13 protein-coding genes are annotated in these 20,305 nt (G+C 64.9%); 8 read left to right on the forward strand and 5 right to left on the reverse strand.

Going from position 1 to position 20,305, the window contains the following annotated elements:
- Positions 1-73: 73 nt before the first annotated feature.
- Together JY500_RS08895 and JY500_RS08900 are read right to left on the reverse strand one after the other, a co-directional pair.
- Positions 74-3,133: an efflux RND transporter permease subunit gene (locus tag JY500_RS08895; RefSeq protein WP_206256100.1), complete on the reverse strand. Its 3,060-nt coding sequence runs from the start codon at positions 3,131-3,133 to the stop codon at positions 74-76.
- Positions 3,130-4,257, reverse strand: coding sequence for an efflux RND transporter periplasmic adaptor subunit (locus JY500_RS08900; protein WP_206256101.1), 1,128 nt, complete (start codon positions 4,255-4,257; stop codon positions 3,130-3,132). Before JY500_RS08900 ends, JY500_RS08895 begins: the two co-directional genes overlap by 4 nt.
- A 353-nt stretch (positions 4,258-4,610) precedes the next feature.
- On the opposite strand from JY500_RS08900, the gene icd reads away from it, so the two are divergent.
- The 3 genes from icd to rimI all read left to right on the forward strand — a co-directional run bounded on the left by icd (position 4,611) and on the right by rimI (position 7,106).
- Positions 4,611-5,858, forward strand: a complete 1,248-nt coding sequence (gene icd / locus JY500_RS08905) for an NADP-dependent isocitrate dehydrogenase (RefSeq protein ID WP_172203046.1) — start codon at positions 4,611-4,613, stop codon at positions 5,856-5,858.
- A gap of 97 nt (positions 5,859-5,955) precedes the next feature.
- Positions 5,956-6,645 (forward strand): tRNA (adenosine(37)-N6)-threonylcarbamoyltransferase complex dimerization subunit type 1 TsaB, encoded by a 690-nt coding sequence (gene tsaB / locus JY500_RS08910; RefSeq protein ID WP_206256102.1) that lies wholly within the window; start codon positions 5,956-5,958, stop codon positions 6,643-6,645.
- The gene (rimI, locus tag JY500_RS08915) at positions 6,642-7,106 is read left to right on the forward strand and encodes a ribosomal protein S18-alanine N-acetyltransferase (protein WP_206256103.1); all 465 of its coding nucleotides are present in this window, start codon (positions 6,642-6,644) and stop codon (positions 7,104-7,106) included. Before tsaB ends, rimI begins: the two co-directional genes overlap by 4 nt.
- Before the next feature lie 18 nt (positions 7,107-7,124).
- Here the strand turns inward: rimI and JY500_RS08920 are convergent, their stop codons facing one another.
- A complete protein-coding gene (locus JY500_RS08920) occupies positions 7,125-7,739 on the reverse strand; it encodes a TetR family transcriptional regulator (protein WP_172203043.1) in 615 nt (204 codons plus the stop codon).
- Positions 7,740-7,935: 196 nt separating this feature from the next.
- Between JY500_RS08920 and JY500_RS08925 the strand changes: the two genes are divergently transcribed.
- Genes JY500_RS08925 through JY500_RS08935 form a run of 3 tightly spaced genes read left to right on the forward strand, consistent with a single transcriptional unit; the run spans position 7,936 to position 13,752 of the window.
- Entirely contained in the window at positions 7,936-9,150 is a 1,215-nt protein-coding gene (locus JY500_RS08925; protein ID WP_206256104.1) for an efflux RND transporter periplasmic adaptor subunit, read from the forward strand.
- 17 nt (positions 9,151-9,167) lie between these two features.
- Positions 9,168-12,329, forward strand: a complete 3,162-nt coding sequence (locus JY500_RS08930) for an efflux RND transporter permease subunit (RefSeq protein ID WP_206256105.1) — start codon at positions 9,168-9,170, stop codon at positions 12,327-12,329.
- Positions 12,322-13,752, forward strand: a complete 1,431-nt coding sequence (locus JY500_RS08935; RefSeq protein ID WP_206256106.1) for an efflux transporter outer membrane subunit — start codon at positions 12,322-12,324, stop codon at positions 13,750-13,752. The genes JY500_RS08930 and JY500_RS08935 overlap by 8 nt, the downstream gene beginning before the upstream one ends.
- A gap of 132 nt (positions 13,753-13,884) precedes the next feature.
- On the opposite strand, the gene JY500_RS08940 is transcribed toward JY500_RS08935, so the two are convergent.
- Positions 13,885-14,340 carry a universal stress protein gene (locus JY500_RS08940; RefSeq protein ID WP_206256107.1) on the reverse strand — a complete coding sequence of 152 codons (456 nt, stop codon included), beginning with the start codon at positions 14,338-14,340 and terminating at the stop codon, positions 13,885-13,887.
- Positions 14,341-14,522: 182 nt separating this feature from the next.
- Between JY500_RS08940 and JY500_RS08945 the strand changes: the two genes are divergently transcribed.
- Positions 14,523-15,644, forward strand: a complete 1,122-nt coding sequence (locus tag JY500_RS08945) for an ABC transporter substrate-binding protein (RefSeq protein ID WP_206256108.1) — start codon at positions 14,523-14,525, stop codon at positions 15,642-15,644.
- Positions 15,641-19,141, forward strand: coding sequence for a PAS domain S-box protein (locus JY500_RS08950; RefSeq protein WP_206256109.1), 3,501 nt, complete (start codon positions 15,641-15,643; stop codon positions 19,139-19,141). The genes JY500_RS08945 and JY500_RS08950 overlap by 4 nt, the downstream gene beginning before the upstream one ends.
- Here the strand turns inward: JY500_RS08950 and JY500_RS08955 are convergent.
- A complete protein-coding gene (locus JY500_RS08955; protein WP_172203037.1) occupies positions 19,104-20,294 on the reverse strand; it encodes a response regulator in 1,191 nt (396 codons plus the stop codon). The genes JY500_RS08950 and JY500_RS08955 overlap by 38 nt on opposite strands.
- Positions 20,295-20,305 lie beyond the last annotated feature (11 nt).

Consider the following 20,305-nt stretch of genomic DNA (forward strand, 5'->3'; position numbering starts at 1 on the left):
TCCGGGTAGTCCCGGAGATTCTAATGTCATGCCGATGCACGCCCCCGTGATGCCATTCGCATTGCGCGCCGAATCACGCGTGTGCGGGCCTGGGTTTGGCGAAACGCGCGCGCAGGTCTTCGAAGCCGAGGTAGATCACCGGCGTGATGAACAGCGTGATCAGCTGTGAAAAGACCAGGCCGCCCACCACGGAGACGCCGAGCGGCTGACGCAGTTCAGCGCCGGCACCGATCCCGAGTGCGATCGGCAGTGCGCCGGCCATTGCCGCGAGCGTGGTCATCGTGATCGGCCGGAAGCGGAGCGCGCACGCTTGCCGGATCGCCTCCAGCGGCGAGGCACCGGCGCGCTGAGCCTCAAGGGCAAAGTCGATCATCATGATCGCATTCTTCTTCACGATACCGATCAGCAGCACGATGCCGATACTGGCGATGATCGTCAGCTCCATGCCGAACAGCCGCAGGGTGAGCAGCGCACCGACGGCGGCTGAAGGCAGCCCGGCGAGAATCGTGATCGGGTGGATGTAGCTTTCGTACAGCACGCCCAGCAACACGTAGATGACAAGGATCGCCGCGCCGATCAGCACCACCTGTGCGCCTTGCGACTGCTGGAAGGCCGCCGCGTCACCGGCGAACGAGGTCAGGATGCCCGATGGCAGGCCGATGCGGTGCTCGGCGTCGCGAATGTGGCGCGTCGCTTCACCCAGCGCCGCGCCCGGGGCAAGGTTGAACGACACGGTTACCGCCTGCATCTGGCCCTGATGGTTGACCGAGGTCGGGCCAGCGACCCGCTTGACCTCGATCAGGTTGGCCATCGGCACCATTGCGCCCGCGCTGTTCCTGACTTGCAGCCTTCCCAACGTGCGCTCGTCCTGCCGGAAGGCCTGTGCGAGTTCGAGGATCACCTTGTAGTCGCCCGAAGATGTGTAGATCGTCGAAACCTGCCGCTCGCCGAACGCGCTGTAGAGCGTGGTGCGCACGTCCGCGAGGGCTACGCCGTAGAGGTTCGCTCGCTCGCGGTTGATTTCGACCTGCGCATTGAGGCCCTTGAGCTGCGAGTCTGTCGTGACGTCGCGGAACAATGGATCGGCCATCAAGGCCTGTTTCAGGCGGTCCGCCCAGGCGGTGAGCTCCTCGCCCCCGACACTCTGCATGACGTACTGGAACTGGCTGCGCGACTGGCGTCCGCCCAGGCGCAGGTTCTGGATCGGCGTGAAGTAAACATCGACCCCCGGAATTCCTCGCACCTTTTGCCGCAGGCGTTCGATAACCGCCGGCATCGCTTCACGCTCACCGCGCGGTTTGAGCCGCAGCCACATGCGGGCGCCAGACTCGCTGACGGCGGCTGAATAGCCCTCGACGGCCGCGTCGCCGCCGATCGTCTTCATCAAGGTTTCGCCATGTTTGAGCAGCGCTTCGAACGATGCGTCGGTGGCGGCGTCCGCGTTGACCATCACCAGACCGGTGTCTTCCTGCGGGAAGAAGCCTTTGGGGCTCGCGGCGAACAGCCAGACGCTTGCGATCAGCGTGGCAAGTGCGCCGAGCAGCACCAGCTTGCGATGCGCCAGTGCGCGATCCAACCCGCGGCGATAGCTGGCGAGCACCCGCTCGAACGCGTGTTCGAAGGCATTGAGCCAAGCATGCTGCGTTTGCTCCGATTCCCGCCGCATGAAGCGCGCACCCATCAGCGGAATCAGCGTCAATGACACGACCGCGGAGACCAGCACTGCGAGCGACACGACGACGGCGAACTCGTGGAAGAGCAGGCCGATCACGCCAGGCATGAAGAAGATCGGGATGAATACCGCCACCAGCGAAATCGATATCGACACGATCGTGAAGCTCACTTCGCGCGCGCCGGTGATGGCCGCCTGCAGTGGTGCCATGCCATCTTCGATGTGACGGACGATGTTCTCGAGCACCACGATCGCGTCGTCCACGACGAGGCCAACCGCCAGCGTGAGCCCCAACAGCGAGATGTTGTCGAGGCTGTAGCCCAGCACGTACATCAGGCCCAGCGTGCCAACCAGCGAGATCGGCAGCGTGACCGACGGAATCAGCGTGGCGGCCGCGTGGCGCAGGAAGATGAACATGACGAGTACGACCAGCGCGATCGTGCCGAGCATCGTCAGCTTCACGTCGTGGATCGCGTCGCGCACCGACTGCGAACGATCGTTGATGATCTGGATGCTGACCGAGGCGGGCATCTGGGCCTGCAGCCGTGGGAGCATCGCGCGGATGGCGTCGACCGTGGCGACGGTGTTTGCGTCGGGTTGCTTCTGCACGCCGATCACGATCGAGCGCTGGCCATCCGCCCAGCTTGCGTTGGTGGCCGTCTCGACACTGTCGATGACGGTAGCGACTTCCGAGAGCCGCACTGGCTGGCCGTTGCGGGTTGCGATGATGAGCGGCGCGAACTCCGACGCGTGACGCAGTTGCCGGTTGGCGTCGATCGTCAGCGTCTGTGCCGGCCCACGCAGTACGCCAAGCGGCGTATTGGTGTTTGCGTCGTGGATTGCGCTGGCAAGCTGGTCGAGCGTGAGGCCGCGGGCGGCGAGCTTGTCCGGGTCCGCCTGAACCCGAACGGCAAATTTCTTCTGACCGAAGTTGGAAACCTGCGCAACGCCTTCGATGGTCGAGAGCGCTGGCGCGACGAGGTTGTCGGTGTAGTCGTTGAGCTGTGCGAGCGAGAGCGATGGCGCAGTCAGCGCCATGATGAGAATCGGCGCATCAGCCGGGTTCACCTTGCGATAGGAAGGCAGCGTGCTCATCTCGGTCGGGAGCGAGCGCTGCGCTCGCAGCAGGGCCGCCTGCACATCCCCGGCCGCGGCATCGATGTTGCGGTTCTGCGCAAATTCGAGCGTGATCGAGGTTGAGCCCTGGGTGTTGCTCGAACTCATCGTGACCAGCCCTGCGATCGTCGAGAACTGCTTCTCGAGCGGCGTCGCAACGGAGGTGGCCATGGTCTCCGGACTGGCGCCGGGCAGCGAGGCGCTGACGCTGATGGTCGGCGTGTCGTAGCTGGGCAGCGCCGCAACCGGCAGATACGCGTAGCCCAGCAGGCCGGCAACGACGGCCGAGATCGACAGCAGGACGGTCATCACCGGCCTGCGGATGCAAAGCTCCGAAATGTTCATCGCTTGGCACCTGCCGCCGGGCTGGACTTGTCAGCATCCTTCAGTTTGGAGCCCGGGCGCAGGTTTTGGCCGCCGACCAGCACGATCTGTGCGCCGGCTTCGATGCCATCAATCACGGCGATCCGCTCGTCCTGGTAGAGGATCTTCACCGGGATTGCTTTGGCGCGCTGGGTTGCGTCCATCACGTACACGAACTGCCCTTCGGGCCCGACCTGGATCGCCTGCAAGGGCGCCGTCGGCGCGTCGACGTAGCTGTCCAGCGTGAGCGTGACGGTCACCTGTGCGCCGGGCCATAGCGTTTGTCCGGCGTTATCGAAACGCGCCTTGACGCGGATGCCACCGGATGTGCTGTCCACGGTGCTGTCGATGAAGCTGAGCTGGCCCGTCACCGTGCGACCCGATTCGTGTGCGCTGACGCTCACCGGCCCGCGCGCCTGCGCGGCGCGCAGCCGTGCAAGTTGCGTTTCAGGCAATGTGAAACTGACATCGATCGGGTTGAGTTGCGTAAGGGTCGTCAGCGCTTGTGCGCTGCTCGGCTGCACCAGGCTGCCAACACGGACGTTGATCAGGCCGACCCGACCCGCCTGCGGTGCGGCGATCACGCCGTAGTCGACTGCCACCTGGGCCTCGGCGACGGCGGCGCGATTGGCCGCCACAGTCGCTTGCAGGGCATCGACGTTGCTGGTGCTGCCGTCGACCACGCCTTGCGATACAAACCCGCGAGTCTTCAACTCGACGTTGCGCGCCAGAGTGCGCCGGGCATCGGCCAGCAGGGCCTCGTCGCGAAGGGCTTGGGCCTTGAGTTTGTCGAGTGCAGCGCGTTCCGCGCGACCATCGAGCCGAAAGAGCGGAGTGCCGGCCGCAACGGTGTCGCCTTCCTTGACGAGCACCTCGCGAATCGTGCTCGCGATTTGCGCGCGCACCTCGACGGTGCTGACCGGGGTGACGAAACCGCTGGTCTCGAACATCACCGGAACCGTGCGGCGCTCGACCGCGGCGAAGCGCACGCTGATCGTCGGTTCGCTACTCTTGGCGTTTGCCGTCGGGGCCGGTTTGAAATAGGCATAGCCTGCGATGCCGGCTGCCAGGGCAAGCGCCGCGATCAGGATTTTCTTGTTGTGCATGGGGGTCGGTGTCGCGAAAAAGGTACGCCCGGAAAGCGCCGGGGCATTGCATTTTGCCAGCGCAGACGGCGTGCCGATGTGACTCTCGGTAATTGAGTTGGTTCGCAATGTAACGATCCGGCCGTTGCGCGGATAGCACGCCTTGGTGCGGTGCCGCGAAATCGGCGATAATTCAGCGCTTGGCCAGCGCGACGTTCGTGGCGCGGCCTGCAGTGCAAGGCCACGGCCACCCTCAAAGGCGGGGGCTGTTCGTGGCGCGGGGGGACGCATGGCCGTGCAGCACGCGGTAATGCGACGCGCATCAGCCTTGCCGACAATACATCCAACGACCCAATCCTGAGGAAGCAACAGTCATGAGCGCCCAGTCTTTGATCACGGTCCCGGCCGGCGGCCAGAAAATCATTCCCGGTCAGCCGACTCCCAACAACCCGATCATTCCGTTCATCGAGGGGGACGGTATCGGTGTCGACATCACCCCGGTGATGATCAAGGTGATCGACGCTGCGGTGGCCAAGGCCTACGGCGGCGCGAAGAAGATCCACTGGATGGAGGTCTATGCCGGTGAGAAGGCGACCGTAAAGTACGGTCCGGATCAGTGGCTGCCGGCTGAAACCTTCCAGGCGCTCAAGGATTACTCGGTCTCGATCAAGGGGCCGATGACCACGCCGGTCGGCGGTGGCATCCGTTCGCTGAACGTCGCGCTGCGTCAGGAACTCGATCTGTACCAGTGCGTGCGTCCGGTGCAGTACTTCAAGGGCGTGCCGTCGCCGCTCAAGCAGCCGGAACTGACCAACATGGTCATCTTCCGCGAGAACACCGAAGACATCTACGCCGGTATCGAGTGGCAGGCTGAGTCCGAAGGCGCGAAGAAGGTCATCAAGTTCCTGACCGAAGAAATGGGCGTCAAGAAGATTCGCTTCCCGGAAACCTCGGGCATCGGCATCAAGCCGGTTTCCAAGCAGGGCACCGAGCGCCTGGTGCGCGCTGCGCTGCAGTATGTGATCGATAACGATCGCAAGTCGCTGACGATCGTGCACAAGGGCAACATCATGAAGTTCACCGAAGGTGGCTTCCGTGACTGGGCCTACGCATTGGCGAAGAACGAATTCGGCGCGGTGGAAATCGACGGCGGCCCGTGGTGCAAGTTCACGAACCCGAAGACGGGTCGTGAAGTGATCGTCAAGGACGCCATCGCCGACGCCTTCCTGCAGCAGATCCTGCTGCGCCCGGCCGAATACGACACCATTGCGACGCTGAACCTGAACGGCGACTACATTTCCGACGCGCTGGCCGCACAGGTCGGCGGCATCGGTATCGCCCCGGGTGCGAACATCTCCGACAAGTACGCCTGCTTCGAGGCGACCCACGGCACCGCGCCGAAGTACGCTGGCAAGGACAAGGTGAACCCGGGTTCGCTGATCCTGTCGGCCGAAATGATGCTGCGCCATCTGGGCTGGAAGGAAGCGGCAGACCTCGTGATCAAAGGCATGGAAGGCGCGATCGCCGCGAAGACCGTGACCTACGACTTCGCCCGCCTGATGGACGGCGCGACCGAAGTGTCGTGCTCGGCCTTCGGTGACGCGATGATCGCGCAGATGTAATCGCTGTCGGTCTCCGACACGCAACGGGCGCCCTGCGGGGCGCCCGTTTTCATTGGTGTGTCCGGACCGGCCGAAGGTGGCTTGATATCATTCGGGAATGAACTGGCTTGCGATAGAAACCTCAGGAAACGCCGCGTCGATCGCCTTGCAGGTGGGTGACCGCATCGAATCGGATGTGTTGGGTACCGGCAACGCCCCGGCCTCCGGCGAAGTGCTCGCCGGCATTGCTGCGCTGCTCGTGCGTGCAGGCGTGACGCTCGATCAACTCGATGGCATTGCGGTGGGCGTCGGGCCGGGGGCGTTTACGGGTGTGCGTGTTGCCTGCTCGGTGGCTCAAGGCTTGTCGTTGGCGAAGGGGATTCCGGTGGTGCCGGTGGTGTCACTCGACGCGGTGGCGCAGTCGGAGCCCGCTGACGCGGTGCTGGCGGTGCTCGACGCCCGCATGGGTGAGGTGTACTGGGCGCGCTACCGCCGTGACGCTGGCGGCTTGCTGCAACGTGAAGCGATGGGCGTCTGCGCACCCGACGCACTGGCAGTGCCTGACGATGTGCGCTGGACTGTCTGCGGCGCAGGTTTCACCGAGTATCGCGAACAGTTCTCGCCGGCCTTGCTGGCGCAGCTCGACACTGGCGATATCACGGCCATTGCGAGCGCTGCGCAATTGCTGACCTGGCGTGCCGCGATGCAGGTGGAAGCCGTGGCGCCCGAGGCACTGGCGCCGTGCTATGTGCGCGACAAGGTCGCGCTGACGACGGCAGAACGTGTGGCGAAAGCCTTGAAGGCATGAACGCTGTGCTGCGGATTCGCCCGATGACCGCCGACGATCTGGACTGGGTCTGCGCGGCCGAATCGGTGTTGCATGCGTTTCCTTGGACCCGCGGAAATTTCTGCGACTCGCTTGAGGCCGGCCACGCCTGCTGCGTGCTGGAGCGCGACGGCGAACCGCTTGGTTACGCAATCTGCCTGAAGATCGTCGACGAAGCACATCTGCTCAACATCAGCGTAATGCGGGCGGTGCAGGGGCAGGGCCTTGGGCGCTGGTTCCTGGATGTGCTGGGCCACGGCCTCTGGGAGCATGGCGCGAGGCAGATGTTTCTCGAAGTGCGGCCCTCCAACGTGGCGGCTCTGCGGCTTTACGAACGTGCCGGCTTCGCGCCGATCGGCCGTCGGCGCGACTACTACCCCGCGGCGGACGGCCGCCGCGAAGACGCGATCGTCATGCGGCGGGAACTGACATCAGGTGCTTAGCCGCCCGGGCTGAAGCGCTCAGGTGCTGCGCAGGCCGTTGAAGAACACTCGCGTGAGGTAGGGCGCCATGTCGGCGAGGTCGTAGTCGCCGTCCAGCACCCAGTCGTGCATCAGGCCGCCGACGAAGGCCGTCACCGCGATGGCCGCCTTGGCGGGGCTGACGTCGGGCGGCAATTGGCCGCGCGCTCCAGCGGCTTCAAGCACGGACTCGATCTGGCAACGGCAGTCCCGCTTGCTCTCTTCCTCGCGTGCGAGGTATTCGGCGAACTCCGGGCCGCCATCGAAGCCGCGGAAGAGGATTTCGAGCACCGCGCGCATCCGTGCGTCGCGCGCGATCAGTTGAAGGATCTCGCAGGCCTGGCGCTCAAGCGAGCCGAGCGGGTCTTCGCCTGGCTCGGCCACCAGGGTGTCGAGCATGGTTTCCATCGGTGACGTCGCGCGGTCACATACCGCCTCGAAAATCTCCGCTTTGTTCTTGAAGTGCCAATAGACGGCGCCACGGGTGACGCCGGCCGCACGCGCAATCATGTCCAGTGTGGTCGAGGCGACGCCCTTGTCGCAAAAAAGCGCCTCCGCTGCGTCCAGCAGTTGGGCGCGGGTGGCTTCGGCTTGTTCTTTGGTTCGTCTGACCATGATCTCGTTGTTCTACGTTGCTTTGTTTGGCGCTTCGTTGCGCTGACGCGGGTCAAGCATGTGCGGTTGATACACAACGACACGTTCCGCGATTTACAAACATTCTTGTATGTATCTAAAATCCGCCTTGCTTGTCAATTCGGATTGTCCCGGTACGCCCGGCGGCAACGCTTCTCCCCTTGCAGAGGACACCACCATGCATCCCACCCCGATTCTTCCCCCATCGGCCCGCAGCGCGTTTGCGCTGGCGGTGCTTTCGCTCGTGCTTGTTGCCTGCGGCAAGCAGGGTGGCCAGCAGGAACATGGCGGCATGCCGCCTGCCGACGTAGCCGTCACCACGGTTGCCTTGCGCGATGTGCCGGTCGATTTCGAGTATGTCGGCCAGGTCGCGGGTTCGCGCGAGATCGAGGTACGTGCGCGCGTGACCGGCATCATTGAAAAGCGCCTGTATGAGGAAGGCACCCTGCTCAAGGCCGGGCAACCGATGTTCCTGATCGACCAGGCGCCGTTCCGCGCGCGCGTGGCTTCTGCCGAAGCGGCGCTGACGCAGGCGCAGGCGCGCCTGAAGCAGGCGGAACGCGAGTACAACCGGATCAAGCCGCTGGCCGCTGAACAGGCCGTGAGCCAGAAGGATGCGGATGACGCCGCTTCGGCCTTCGAGCTCGCGCGGGCGGCGGTGAAATCTGCCGAAGCGGATCTGACCACCGCACGCATCGACCTTGGCTATACCGAAGTCCGCGCACCGCTCGGCGGTGTCGCCGGGCGCGCGCTGAAGGTGGAGGGCGGTCTTGCTGCTGCTGGCGGCGACAGCCTGCTCGCGACGCTGGCGCAGACCGATCCGGCGCATGTGAACTACGGCGTGGGCGAGGAAGAAGCACTGCGCCTGCGCGACGAAGCCGCCAACGGCAAGCTGGTGCTGCCGAAGGACGGTTTCGCGGTGAAGCTGAAGCTCTCCGACGGCTCGATGCTCGATCGTGTGGGTCGCATCGACTTTCATGACTACAAGGCCGATTCGAATACCGGCAGCTTTGCCGCGCGTGCGAGCGTGCCGAACGCTGATGGCAAGCTGGCGCCGGGACAGTTCGTGCGCGTGATTTTGAGTGGCGCGACGCGGCCGCAGGCCGTGGTACTGCCGCAGCGCGCGGTGCTGGATTCGCCCAATGGCAAGTACGTTTACGTGGTGGGCCAGGGCAAGGAAGGCGCGACGATCGCGCAGCCGCGCCCGGTGCAGGTGGGCGAGTGGGTCAAGCTGGAGGGTGACCTGGCCAATGCCTGGGTGATCCGCGACGGCCTCAAGCCGGGTGATCAGGTCATCGTCGATGGCACCGCCCGTATCTTCTTCCCCGGCGCGCCGATCAAGGTTGGCGGCGCAGCGCCGGCAGCCCAATCCGCCCCCGCTGGCAAGCACTGAGCCGGAGGCAAGCAGCCATGTTCTCCCGATTCTTCATAGATAGGCCGATCTTCGCCTTCGTCATCTCCATCTTCATGGTGTTGGCGGGCCTGGCGGCCATGCGCAGTCTGCCGATTGCGCAATACCCCGAGATCGCACCACCTGTAGTGCAGGTGACTGCGGTTTACCCCGGCGCCTCGGCCAACGTGCTTGAGCAGACCGTCGCTGCGACGCTGGAAAACGCCATCAACGGCGTCGAAGGCATGATGTACATGCAGTCGACCTCGACCTCCAGCGGCGTGATGACGATTGCAGTGACCTTCGAGATCGGCACCAACGTCGATCAGGCGGCGCTCAACGTCAATAACCGCGTCAAGCAGGTTGAAGCCAAGCTGCCGCTGGAAGTACGACGCCAGGGCGTGACGGTGGAGAAGGGCTCTTCGTCCTTCCTGCAGGTGCTCGCGTTCTACTCGCCGGATGGCCGTTACGACGATCTCTACACCTCCAACTACGTCACCCTGAACGTGCTCGATGCGTTGAAGCGCATCCCGGGTACGACCAACGTGCAGATCTTCGGCGCGAAGGATTACGCGATGCGCGTGTGGATCCGCCCGGATCGCATGACGCAGCTGAAGGTGACGGTGGCGGACATCGCTGCCGCGCTGAACGAGCAGAACGCGCAGTTCGCGGCCGGCAAGGTGGGTCAGGCGCCGACCGGTGGCGGGCAGGAAATGGTCTACACCGTGACCACCAAGGGCCGGCTGTCGAGCGTCGAAGAGTTCGAAAACATCATCGTGCGCGCCAATCCGGACGGCTCCTCGCTGCGTCTGAAGGATGTCGCACGCGTCGAACTGGGCTCGAAGGACTACGACTTCATCGGCCGCATCAACGGCCATCCGGCAACCCTCGTCGGCATCTTCCTGCAGCCTGGTGCCAATGCACTGGATGTGGCGGCGGAGGTGAAGAAAACCGTGTCCGGCATGTCGGAGCGCTTCCCGCAAGGCTTCACCTACAGCGTTCCTTACGACACCACGCGCTTTGTCGAAGTCTCGATCCGCGAAGTGCTCAAGACGCTTGGCGAAGCAATGGTGCTGGTGTTCCTTGTCGTCTTCCTGTTCCTGCAGAACTGGCGTGCGACGCTGATCCCGACGATGGCGGTGCCGGTATCGCTGATCGGCACCTTCGCCGGCCTGCATCTGCTCGGCTATTCAATCAACACGCTGACGCTGTTCGGCATGGTGTTGTCGATCGGTATCGTCGTCGATGATGCGATCGTGGTGCTCGAAAACGTCGAACGGATCATGCACGAGGAAGGGCTGCACGCCCGCGAGGCGGCGATCCAGGCGATGAAGGAAGTGACTGGCCCGGTCATCGCGATCGTGCTGGTGTTGTGTTCGGTGTTCGTGCCGATTGCCTTCCTGGGTGGCCTGACTGGCGAGTTGTTCCGTCAGTTCGCGATCACGATTTCGATCTCGGTCACGCTGTCGGGCATCATCGCACTGACGATGACGCCGGCGCTGTGCGTGCTGATTCTCAAGCACGAGCACAAGCAGACCAACCCGTTCTTTCTGCGCTTCAACGACTGGTTCCACCGTGCCACCGGCCGCTACATCGGCGGTGTGACCTGGGTGATCCGTCGCTCGGGCATCGGTGCGGCGCTGTTCCTCGGCATGGTTGCGGTGACGGCGGGGCTGTGGAAGTTCACGCCGGGCTCGCTGGTGCCGGACGAGGACCAGGGCTTCTACATCTCGGCGGTGTTCCTGCCGGACGGCGCATCGCTTGAGCGCACCGACAAGGTCGTCAAGCAGGTCATCGACGCAGTGAAATCCAACCCGGCCAACCAGGACGTCGTGGCCTTCACGGGTTTCGACTTCATCGGTGGCGGTTACAAGAACAGTGCCGCGACGCTCTTCGTCACCCAGAAGCATTGGGACGAGCGCAACGTGCCGGTGACCGCCCTGGTCGGCGAGCTGTATGCCAAGACCGCGGGCATCAAGGAGGCGCTGGTGCTGGCCTTCCCGCCGCCGGCGATCTTTGGCCTGGGCAGCACCGGTGGCTTCGAGTTCTACATCCAGAACCGTGGTGACGGTGGCTCGAAGAAGATGGCCGAGGTCGTTGGCGCGTTCCAGGCCGCGGCTTCGCAGAGCAAGGTGCTCGCTGGCGTGCAGACGCTGTGGCGCGCCAACTCGCCGCAGCTGTACGTGGATGTGGATCGCAACAAGGCCAAGGCGCTGGGCGTGAATATCGACGATGCGTTCAATACGCTCGCAGCGTCCATGGGCACTTACTACGTCAATGATTTCAACAAGTCGGGGCGTGCCTGGCAGGTGTTGATGTCGGCCGATTCGAGCTATCGCAAGCGGCCGGACGACATCGGGCGCATCTACGTGAAGAGCAGCAAAGGCGGGATGGTGCCGCTGTCTGCCTTCGCCCATGTCGACTACACCGCGGGCCCGGATCTGCTGGAGCGCTACAACAACCTGCCGGCCGTGAAGCTGCTGGGCAATGCCGCACCGGGCTACAGCTCGGGCCAGGCCATCGCCGAGGTTGAGCGGATCGCGAAGGAAGTGCTGCCGCCGGAATTCAGCTACGACTGGACGGGCTCGTCCTACCAGGAGAAGCGGTCTTCGGGTACCTCCGGCCTTGCGCTGGGCATGGCGGTGGTGATGGTGTTCCTGATCCTGTCGGCTCTGTACGAGAAATGGTCGCTGCCGTTGTCGGTGCTGCTGGCGCTGCCGTTCGGCACCTTCGGCGCGCTGGCTGCGGTGTGGCTGCGCGGCTTCACGAACGATGTGTACTTCCAGATCGGTCTCGTGACGCTGCTGGGGCTTGCGGCCAAGAACGCGATCCTGATCGTCGAGTACGCGTTGCTGAAGAACCAGGAGGGCTTCCCGCCCGCCGCGGCAGCGATCGAAGCGGCACGCCTGCGCTTCCGCCCGATCATCATGACCTCGCTGGCCTTCATTCTCGGTGTGCTGCCGTTGGCAATCTCGCACGGTGCCGGCGCCGGGGCGCGGCAGAGCGTGGGTACCGGGGTGATGGGCGGCATGCTGGCGGCCACCTTCCTCGCGGTGTTCTTCGTGCCGCTGTTCTACAAACTCGTGATCGACCGCCGCCTGAAGACGCCGGACGATGAACTGATTGCACCCCCGCATCACCCGCTCGCCGAACTGGAGCAGGAAGGGAAGAGCCATGACTGAACGAAACAACAACGCTGACGCAATGCGCCGTGGCCGCTTTGCGCTGACGCTGGGTGCCGCCCTGGTGCTGGCCGCCTGCGCCGGTACGCCGAAGGCACCGCCGCAAATGGAACTGCCCAAGGCGGCCGAGCAAACCGCACCCGCCGCGATCACCGAGTGGTGGCACAGCTTCGGCGACCCGGTGCTGGACGCCTACGTCGCGGAAGCGCTCGCGCACAACAGCGACGTCGAACTGGCCGCCGCCCGCGTGCGCCAGTCGCGCGGTGCGCTGGCCGCGGCGCGCACCAACCTGCTGCCGACGGTGGATGTAGGTGTCACCGGCGCACGGGTGCGCAGTGCGGACGACACGCGCCAGCCGGGTCAGCCGAAGTTTGCCAACACCTTCACTGGCGGCTTCACGGTGGCGTACGAGATCGACCTGTTCGGCCGCCTTGCTGCCGAACGCGAAGTGGCAGCGCAGAACCTGGCCGCCAGCCAGTACGGCCAGGAGGTAACCCGCAGCGCGATTGCAGCGCAGACTGCACGCGCCTACTTCACGCTACGCGCGCTGGATGCCGACGAGACGCTCTACGCCGGTACCCTGAAAACCCGCGACGAGTTGCTTGCGTTGCAGAAACGCCGCTTCGATGCCGGTGTGATCGGCGCTTACGCTTACGCGCTGGTGGAGGCCGAACGTGCCAGTGTGGCCGCGGCACTGCCGAAGATCCGTGCTGCACGGGAGCAGGCTGAAGTGGCGCTCTCGCTCTTGCTCGGCCGCAGCCCCCGCGAACTTGCGGAGCGCTTGCCGGAACGCGGCAGTCCGGTGGATGTGCTGGCGCGCGCGCCGGAGATTCCGGCTGGGCTGCATGCGGAACTGCTGCAGCGTCGCCCGGATGTGCGTGCGGCCGAAGCGCAGCTCGCTGCGTCCAGCGCCAACGTCGAAGCAGCGCGGGCGCGCTGGTTCCCGTCAATCAGCCTGACTGGCTTCTTTGGTGGCGAAAGCGGCTCGCTGTCGGATCTGCTGTCGGGCGCGGCGCGCAGCTGGAACGTGGCCGGCGCGATTGCGCAGCCGCTGGTGGGGCTTGCACGCGTGTCGGCCGATGTGGATCAGGCCAAGGCTCAGCGTGATCAGGCGGAGCTTACCTACCGCCAGGCAGCGCGCCAGGCCTATGCCGATGCCTTGTCGGCGTTGTCGTCCGCACGTGGGGCACGTGAAGCCTTGCAGGCGACCGAAACCCTGCGCGACAGTCGTACCCGCGTCTATGAGCTGGCGGCGAAGACCTTCGGGGCAGGGCAGACCAGCCGGCTTGATCTGCTGGATGCGGAGCGCGAACGGCTGGAATCCGAGCGCCAGCTCGTGACAGCACGGCGCGACCGGCTGACCTCGCTGGTCGACGTCTATCAGTCGCTTGGCGGCGGCTGGAGCGAACAGCCGGGCAGCTAAAGCGGGACGCGCGGCGCGCGGAACCGGCCAGGCCTCTTCAACAAGGCTCGGACGGCTACGCGCGCCGCGTTTTTGTTTACGCGGCGCGGACGCAATCGCCGCTGGCCGCGGCGGCTGTCGTTTGATCCGGCGTTAGCCGGGCGCCCTGACCACGAACACCGAACAATCCACCTTGCGCGCAACGCGCTCGGCGACCGAGCCCAGCACCAGGCGCTGGAACCCGCGTCTGCCGTGGGAGCCGATCACCACGAGGTCGACGCCGTTGGCGGTGACTGCGTGGGCGATCTGATCGTCGGCCCGTTCGTTATCCGATTCGAGCAGTACGGTTTCAATTCTCAGGCCGGGCCGATCGAGCTTGGCGCGGGCCTCGGCAAGCACCGCTTCGCCTTCCGCTTTCCATACGCGTTTGACATCGGTGCGCGAGAGCAGCAAAGGGTCGCTGCTCTGGCGGATCGGCATTTGCCCTTCGTCGAGGGCGTGGGCAACGATAAGCAGTGCTTCATTGGCGACTGCGAGTCCGGCTGCGACATCGAGCGTTTTGGCTGATGCTTCGCTGCCGTCGATGGCGACCAGAATCTTGTGGAACATGGTGTCTTCTCCAGGCTGGCTTGGGCGCGGCCACACGATCGGGTGCACGCCGCGTTCATGGCTCGCATGCTGAACCGATAACGCCATGAGGGCTTTGTTTTGGCGCAAACGGCCCCAGCCGGCTTCAAGTCCGGGCGCCGGCGGCCGTAGATAAAGCCGGATGCCGTAAGAAGGGGAGGCCGATGCGAGCGATAACCGGGCGGGTGTGGCGAGTCGCGTTACTCGGCGTGCTGCTCGGCGTCGCATCCTGCAGCGCGCCGGAACCGGTGAAGCTGGGCTTCGTCGGCGGGTATTCCGGCCGTGTCGCCGATCTGGGCATCGACGGTCGCAACGGCGCGACGATCGCGGTCGAAGAGGTCAATGCGCAGGGCGGCATCCATGGCCGCCGCGTTGAGCTGGTCGATCGCAATGACGAACAGGATCCCGCACACGCCCGCCGTGCCGTCGAAGAGCTGATTGGCTTGAAGGTGGCCGCGATCGTGGGGCATACGACCAGCGCCATGTCGGTTGCGACGGTCGAAACCGTGACGCAGCAGCATGTCGTGATGGTGAGCCCGACGTCGACCGCAGACGAGCTGAGCGGCCGCGATGATTACTTTTTCCGCGTTGTCGCTGCCACCCGATTCAATGCCGCGCGCAACGCCAGCTACTACCTTTCGCGTGGGTTCCGGCGTGCGGCCGTGGTCTATGACCTCAACAACCGCGCCTATTCCGAGAGCTGGTACAAGGCTTTCGTGGCGCCGTTTGAAGCGGGCGGCGGCAAAGTCGTCAGCGCATTGACCTATACCTCGCGGCCGGATCTGCATTTCAGCACCCTGGCGGAAGGCTTGTTGGCCAAGTCGCCAGACGTCGTGGTGATCGTCGCCAACGGCGTGGATACGGCCCTGATTGCGCAGCAGGTGCGCAAGCGTAGTCCCACGGTGCAACTGGCTTCTGCAGAGTGGGGCGGCACCGAAAAGCTGATCGACATGGGTGGCAGCGCGGTCGAGGGCATGCTGGTGTCGCAGTACTACGATCGCTACAGCAATCGCGCCGCCTTCATCGCGTTCAAACAGCGCTATCGGGAACGCTTCTCGGACGAACCCGGCTTTGCGGCCGTGTGCGGCTACGACGCGGCGAAGATGGTGATCGCCGGGCTGATGGAGCAGCGCCCGCAGGAAGATCTCAAGCAAACGCTGCTACGCATGGGGCACTTCGAGTTGTCGCAGGGGCCGATGGCGATCGACCGTTTCGGCGACGCGAAACGCACGATCTACATCACCGCAATTCGTAACGGGCGCTACGAAGTGGTGCTGCCGCCATGAGCCGCCGTATTTCGCTCAGGCGCATCCTTTCCTGGCAGTTTGCGGCGGCGGGCTTGTTGCCCTTGGTGCTGGTGATCGTCGCGCTGCTGGGTTACTTGCTGCCGTCGTTTGAACGCACGCTGCGGGCGCGCGATCAGGTGCTCGCCAATGCGATTACCGAGCAGGTGATGAGCTTCCTTGCGGCGCCGAGCCAGGGGCTGGATACCGGCGCGGCGATGTTGCGCAAGGATTTGCCGCTTAGCCAGATCACCTCCATGTTCGATGCGCTGGCGGCAGCGCGCGGCCAGACCGGCGCGCTGATGCTGATCGACTTCGAGGGCCGCGTCGCGAGTGTGGGCCTGCCGGAGCGATGGCAGGCCTATCGCGACAACTTCATCGGGCTCTCACTCGGTAGCCAGCCCTACGTCCGGAAAGCCTTGCGGGACAACCGCCCGGTGTGGTCAGAGACCTACCTCTCGCCCGTCGGCGGGCAGATCTCGGTGGCGTTGGCGGTACCGGTTGACGGTCAGGTACTGGTGGCGGAGGTGGATGTTGACCGCTTGTCGCAAAGCGTTGCGGCTTTGCGGCAGGGCGGCAACGTTCTCGCGGTGCTGGTGGACCGGGCCGGCCGGGTGATTGCGCACCCGGATAGCGCCAAGGCGCGCGAGCAGGTCAACCTGAGCGACATCGAGCTGGTGCGAAAGGGTCTGCGTGGCGAGTCTGCCACCGGGCGTTTCACCCTTGATGGGCGCGACTACCTGGGTAGCGCTGTGCCGATTCCGGCCTTGGGTTGGGCGGCGCTGATCGGGCAACCGACCGATGAAGTGCTGGGGCCGCTTTATGCGGCGGCGGGTATCACGCTGATCGGCATGCTGCTCGCCGCAGGCCTGCTGCTTTACGTGGGCAACCGCACGGCGGGCCGCGTTGCCGGGCGCCTGAACCTGGTGGCGGCGCGCGGACGCGCGATTGCTGACGGCCGGCAGCCTGGCGCACTGCCGCCGACGAGGGTGAGCGAGTTCGCGCAGATCGGCGATTCGCTCGACACGATCTTCGAGCGGCTCCGCAGCCGCGAGGGCGAAGTGCGCGCCGGCGCAGAGCGACTGCGCACCTTGCTGGAAGGCGCGCCGATGGGCGTCATCGAGGTGCGGGTCGAGCCGGCTGGCAGGCTGGTTGTGCTTGGCGCCAATCCGCTGGTCGGCAGGGTGCTGCAGACCGATGTTGATGCGACATTGGGCCATTCGCTGCAGGGCGCTTATCCCGGGTTCGACAACACGGTTGTCGATCACGCCTGCCAGCGTGTGGTGCAGGAGGGTGGCAACGTCGCGCTGCCGGGCTATGAGTACAGCGCTGCGGGCTGCGAGCGGGTACTGGATCTCGTGATCTTCCGCCACCACGCGGGCGTGGTGGCGCTGTGCTTCCACGATGTGACCGAGCGTGTGGCCGCCGAGCGCGCGCTGCGTGATTCCGAACTGCGCTTTTCGGCGGCGTTCCTTGCGGTGCCGGACTACGTGACCTTGTCGCGCGTGTCCGATGGCACGATCTACGATGCCAACGAGGCCTTCGAGCGGATTACCGGCATTCCGCGCGGAAGCGCCATCGGGCGGACGTCGGTTGAGCTGGGCATCTTTGTGCGGCCGGAGCAACGGGCCGAGATCGGCAAGCGGGTATCAGCGTGCGGCAGGGTGGATCGGTTTCCGGTCGAGATGCGCCGTGCCGATGGCGAAGTGTTCGAGGGGGTTGTCAGTGCACGCGAGGTGAACATCGGCGGTGAGTCGTGCATGGTCGCCGTGATGCGTGACGAAACCGAAGTGCGCCGTGCGCAGCGTGCCTTGGCAGGCCTGGCCGCGGTGGCTGGGGGCAGCTCACTGCGCAGTCTGCTCGACGCGGCGGTCGAAGGGGTGGGCTCCGGGGCCGTTGCGGCGCTAGCGTGCGCGGTGTCCGACGATGCGGTCGAGCTTTCCGGATTGCTCAGCGTGGATGGCGAGGAACTGCTCGGCCGCATTCACTCGCCCGCGGTTGCCGTGGCGGTGCGGGGCGGGAGTTTTGCGGAATGGATGCCGACCGCGGCCGATGCGGCATCGCTTGCGCCCCTGCTGGGTGTGCGCGCCTACCACCTGATCGTCGCCCCGGTGTCCTCGGAAGCCCGCGGGGCAGACGCCTTGCTGGTGGCCGTGCCGCGCGCGCTGGAGTATCCGGAGACCTCGCGCTCGCTGATCCGCATGGTGGCCGAGCGTATCGGTCAGGAGTTCGCCCGCTTGCGCGCCGAGGACGACCTGCGCCGCAGCCAGCAATTGTTCAGCCAGTTGTTCCATGCCTCGCCGGTGGCGTTGTCGGTCAGCGCAATGCCGGGGCACAAACTGCTGGACTGCAACGACGTGTGGTGCCACCAGTTCGGTTATTCGGTCGAGGAGGTCGTTGGCCACACTGGCCTGGAACTGAACCTCTGGGTGAATGAGTCCGAACGCGAAGCCTTGCTGGAGGATCTGGTTCAGCGTGGCGAGAGCGCTGATCGCGAAGCCTGGATGCGACGGCGGGATGGCAGCGAGATCCTCTGCACCGTGTCGGCGCGTGTGATGCGCGACGGCGAACGCACACTGGTGATCCTGTCGCTGATCGATGTCACCGCGAGCCGTCGCAATGAACAGGCGGTCAGGCAGATCAATGCAACGCTTGAGCAGCGGGTGAGCGAGCGCACTGCACAGCTGACGCGGGCCAACCGGGATCTATCCGAGGCGCTGAGCCACCTTGAGCAGGCCAAAGATGAACTGGTGCAGTCCGAGAAGATGGCAGCCCTTGGCAGTATTGTTGCGGGCGTGGCGCATGAGCTCAACACGCCGATCGGCAACTGCCTGACGGTTACCTCGACCCTGAGCGAGGCCACCAGCGAGCTGGTGCGCGAGGCGCGCGAGGGCCTGCGGCGTTCGACCCTTCACGAGTATCTCGTAACGGCCGAGCAGGCGAGCGACATCCTGCTGCGCAACCTGTCGCGCGCCGCCGAGCTGGTGGCCAGCTTCAAGCAGGTGGCGGTCGATCGCGCGAGTTCGAACCGGCGCAGTTTCCGTGTAGCCGAAGTGATGGACGAGACGCTCCTGATGCTGCGGCCGACCCTGAAGCTCAAGCCCTACGAGGTGGAGACAACGATCGAGTCGGACTTGTCGATGGACAGCTTCCCGGGGCCACTCGGGCAGGTGCTGACAAACCTTGTAAACAACGCGATCGTTCACGGCTTCGACGGGCGCACCGAGGGCCGAGTGCGGATCGAGGCGAGGGCCGATGGCGAGCACCAGATCCGGATCTCCGTTCGCGACGATGGCATCGGCATGAGCGAGGCGATGCAGCGCCGCGTGTTCGACCCCTTTTTCACGACCAAACTCGGGCGTGGCGGAAGCGGGCTGGGCATGCACATCGTGCACACCATTGTCACCGGTTTGCTGGGCGGTACCGTTGAGTTGCAGAGTGCCGAAGGGCAGGGAACGACCGTTACGCTGGTGGTGCCGAAGGTGGCGCCACCTCAATGATGGTGCCAACCGCGCGGGCCAGCTGTTCGGTCTTCTGTGCCATGTCGTGATCCGTGTCGACGAAGCGCGCCGCAATCTCGCGGAAGCGATCCTGGATTGCGAGGAAGGCGTCCACGATATCCGGGTCGAAGTGGCTGCCACGGCCATCCTGGATGATGGCAACCGCTTTCTCGTGCGGCATCGCCGCCTTGTAGACGCGGCGCGAGATCAGTGCGTCATACACGTCCGCCACCGCCATCAGCCGCGCGGAAAGCGGAATCGCATCGCCGCTCAACCCCTCCGGGTAGCCACTGCCGTCCCACTTTTCCTGGTGTGAGTACGCGATGTCCTTGGCGTGCTTGAGGAAGGGCACTTCCATGCCGAGCTGCCGTTCCGCATGCAGGATCGCGTCGCGCCCGAGCGTTGTGTGCGTCTTCATGATCTCGAACTCATCGGGCTCGAAGCGGCCCGGCTTGAGCAGGATGCGGTCCGGGATGCCAACTTTGCCGATGTCGTGCAGCGGTGCGGACTTGAACAGCGCGTCGATCGTACGGTCGTCCAGCTCGGCGGCGAAGCGCGGGTGACATTGCAGTTCGCGCGCCAAGGCGTCGACGTAGAACTGCGTGCGACGAATATGGTTGCCGGTTTCGTTGTCGCGCGTTTCCGCCAGCGAAGCCATCGCAAGGATCGTAACGTCCTGGATCGCCTGCACTTCGCGGGTGCGCCGCTGAACCTCGGCTTCGAGGAAGGCATTCTTGTCGCGAAGGAAGTCGGCGCTGGCCTTCACCACCAGATGCGTGTGCACCCGTGCCAGCACGATCGGCGGGCTGATCGGTTTGGTGATGTAGTCGACGGCGCCCAGATCGAGGCCCTTCTTCTCGTCTTCGGGATCGGTCTTGGCGGTGAGGAAGATCACCGGGATATCGCGCGTGGCCGGTTGCTCCTTGAGCCGCTGGCAAACCTCGTAGCCGTCCATGCCCGGCATCATGATGTCGAGCAGGATCAGGTCGGGCGGTGAGGTGGACTCGGCGATCTTCAACGCCTTCTCGCCGTTGTTGGCGATCTTGACCTTGTAGCGGTCCTTGAGCAGTTCGCTCATCAGCGAGAGGTTGTCCGGCGTGTCGTCTACCACCAGCAGGGTGGGGCGCTTTGCCCCGTCGAGCGTGTTGTCCATGTCGTTCCTCG

Origin of the sequence: Niveibacterium microcysteis (genome assembly GCF_017161445.1) — a bacterium.
In the GTDB taxonomy this organism is placed as follows: Bacteria; Pseudomonadota; Gammaproteobacteria; order Burkholderiales; family Rhodocyclaceae; genus Niveibacterium; species Niveibacterium microcysteis.

What these genes read in the sequence shown, in the direction of transcription:
- JY500_RS08895 (WP_206256100.1), bottom strand. Translation starts at nt 3,133, where the DNA reads ATGAACATTTCGGAGCTTTGCATCCGCAGGCCGGTGATGACCGTCCTG.
- JY500_RS08900 (WP_206256101.1), bottom strand. Translation starts at nt 4,257, where the DNA reads ATGCACAACAAGAAAATCCTGATCGCGGCGCTTGCCCTGGCAGCCGGC.
- icd (WP_172203046.1), top strand. Translation starts at nt 4,611, where the DNA reads ATGAGCGCCCAGTCTTTGATCACGGTCCCGGCCGGCGGCCAGAAAATC.
- tsaB (WP_206256102.1), top strand. Translation starts at nt 5,956, where the DNA reads ATGAACTGGCTTGCGATAGAAACCTCAGGAAACGCCGCGTCGATCGCC.
- rimI (WP_206256103.1), top strand. Translation starts at nt 6,642, where the DNA reads ATGAACGCTGTGCTGCGGATTCGCCCGATGACCGCCGACGATCTGGAC.
- JY500_RS08920 (WP_172203043.1), bottom strand. Translation starts at nt 7,739, where the DNA reads ATGGTCAGACGAACCAAAGAACAAGCCGAAGCCACCCGCGCCCAACTG.
- JY500_RS08925 (WP_206256104.1), top strand. Translation starts at nt 7,936, where the DNA reads ATGCATCCCACCCCGATTCTTCCCCCATCGGCCCGCAGCGCGTTTGCG.
- JY500_RS08930 (WP_206256105.1), top strand. Translation starts at nt 9,168, where the DNA reads ATGTTCTCCCGATTCTTCATAGATAGGCCGATCTTCGCCTTCGTCATC.
- JY500_RS08935 (WP_206256106.1), top strand. Translation starts at nt 12,322, where the DNA reads ATGACTGAACGAAACAACAACGCTGACGCAATGCGCCGTGGCCGCTTT.
- JY500_RS08940 (WP_206256107.1), bottom strand. Translation starts at nt 14,340, where the DNA reads ATGTTCCACAAGATTCTGGTCGCCATCGACGGCAGCGAAGCATCAGCC.
- JY500_RS08945 (WP_206256108.1), top strand. Translation starts at nt 14,523, where the DNA reads ATGCGAGCGATAACCGGGCGGGTGTGGCGAGTCGCGTTACTCGGCGTG.
- JY500_RS08950 (WP_206256109.1), top strand. Translation starts at nt 15,641, where the DNA reads ATGAGCCGCCGTATTTCGCTCAGGCGCATCCTTTCCTGGCAGTTTGCG.
- JY500_RS08955 (WP_172203037.1), bottom strand. Translation starts at nt 20,294, where the DNA reads ATGGACAACACGCTCGACGGGGCAAAGCGCCCCACCCTGCTGGTGGTA.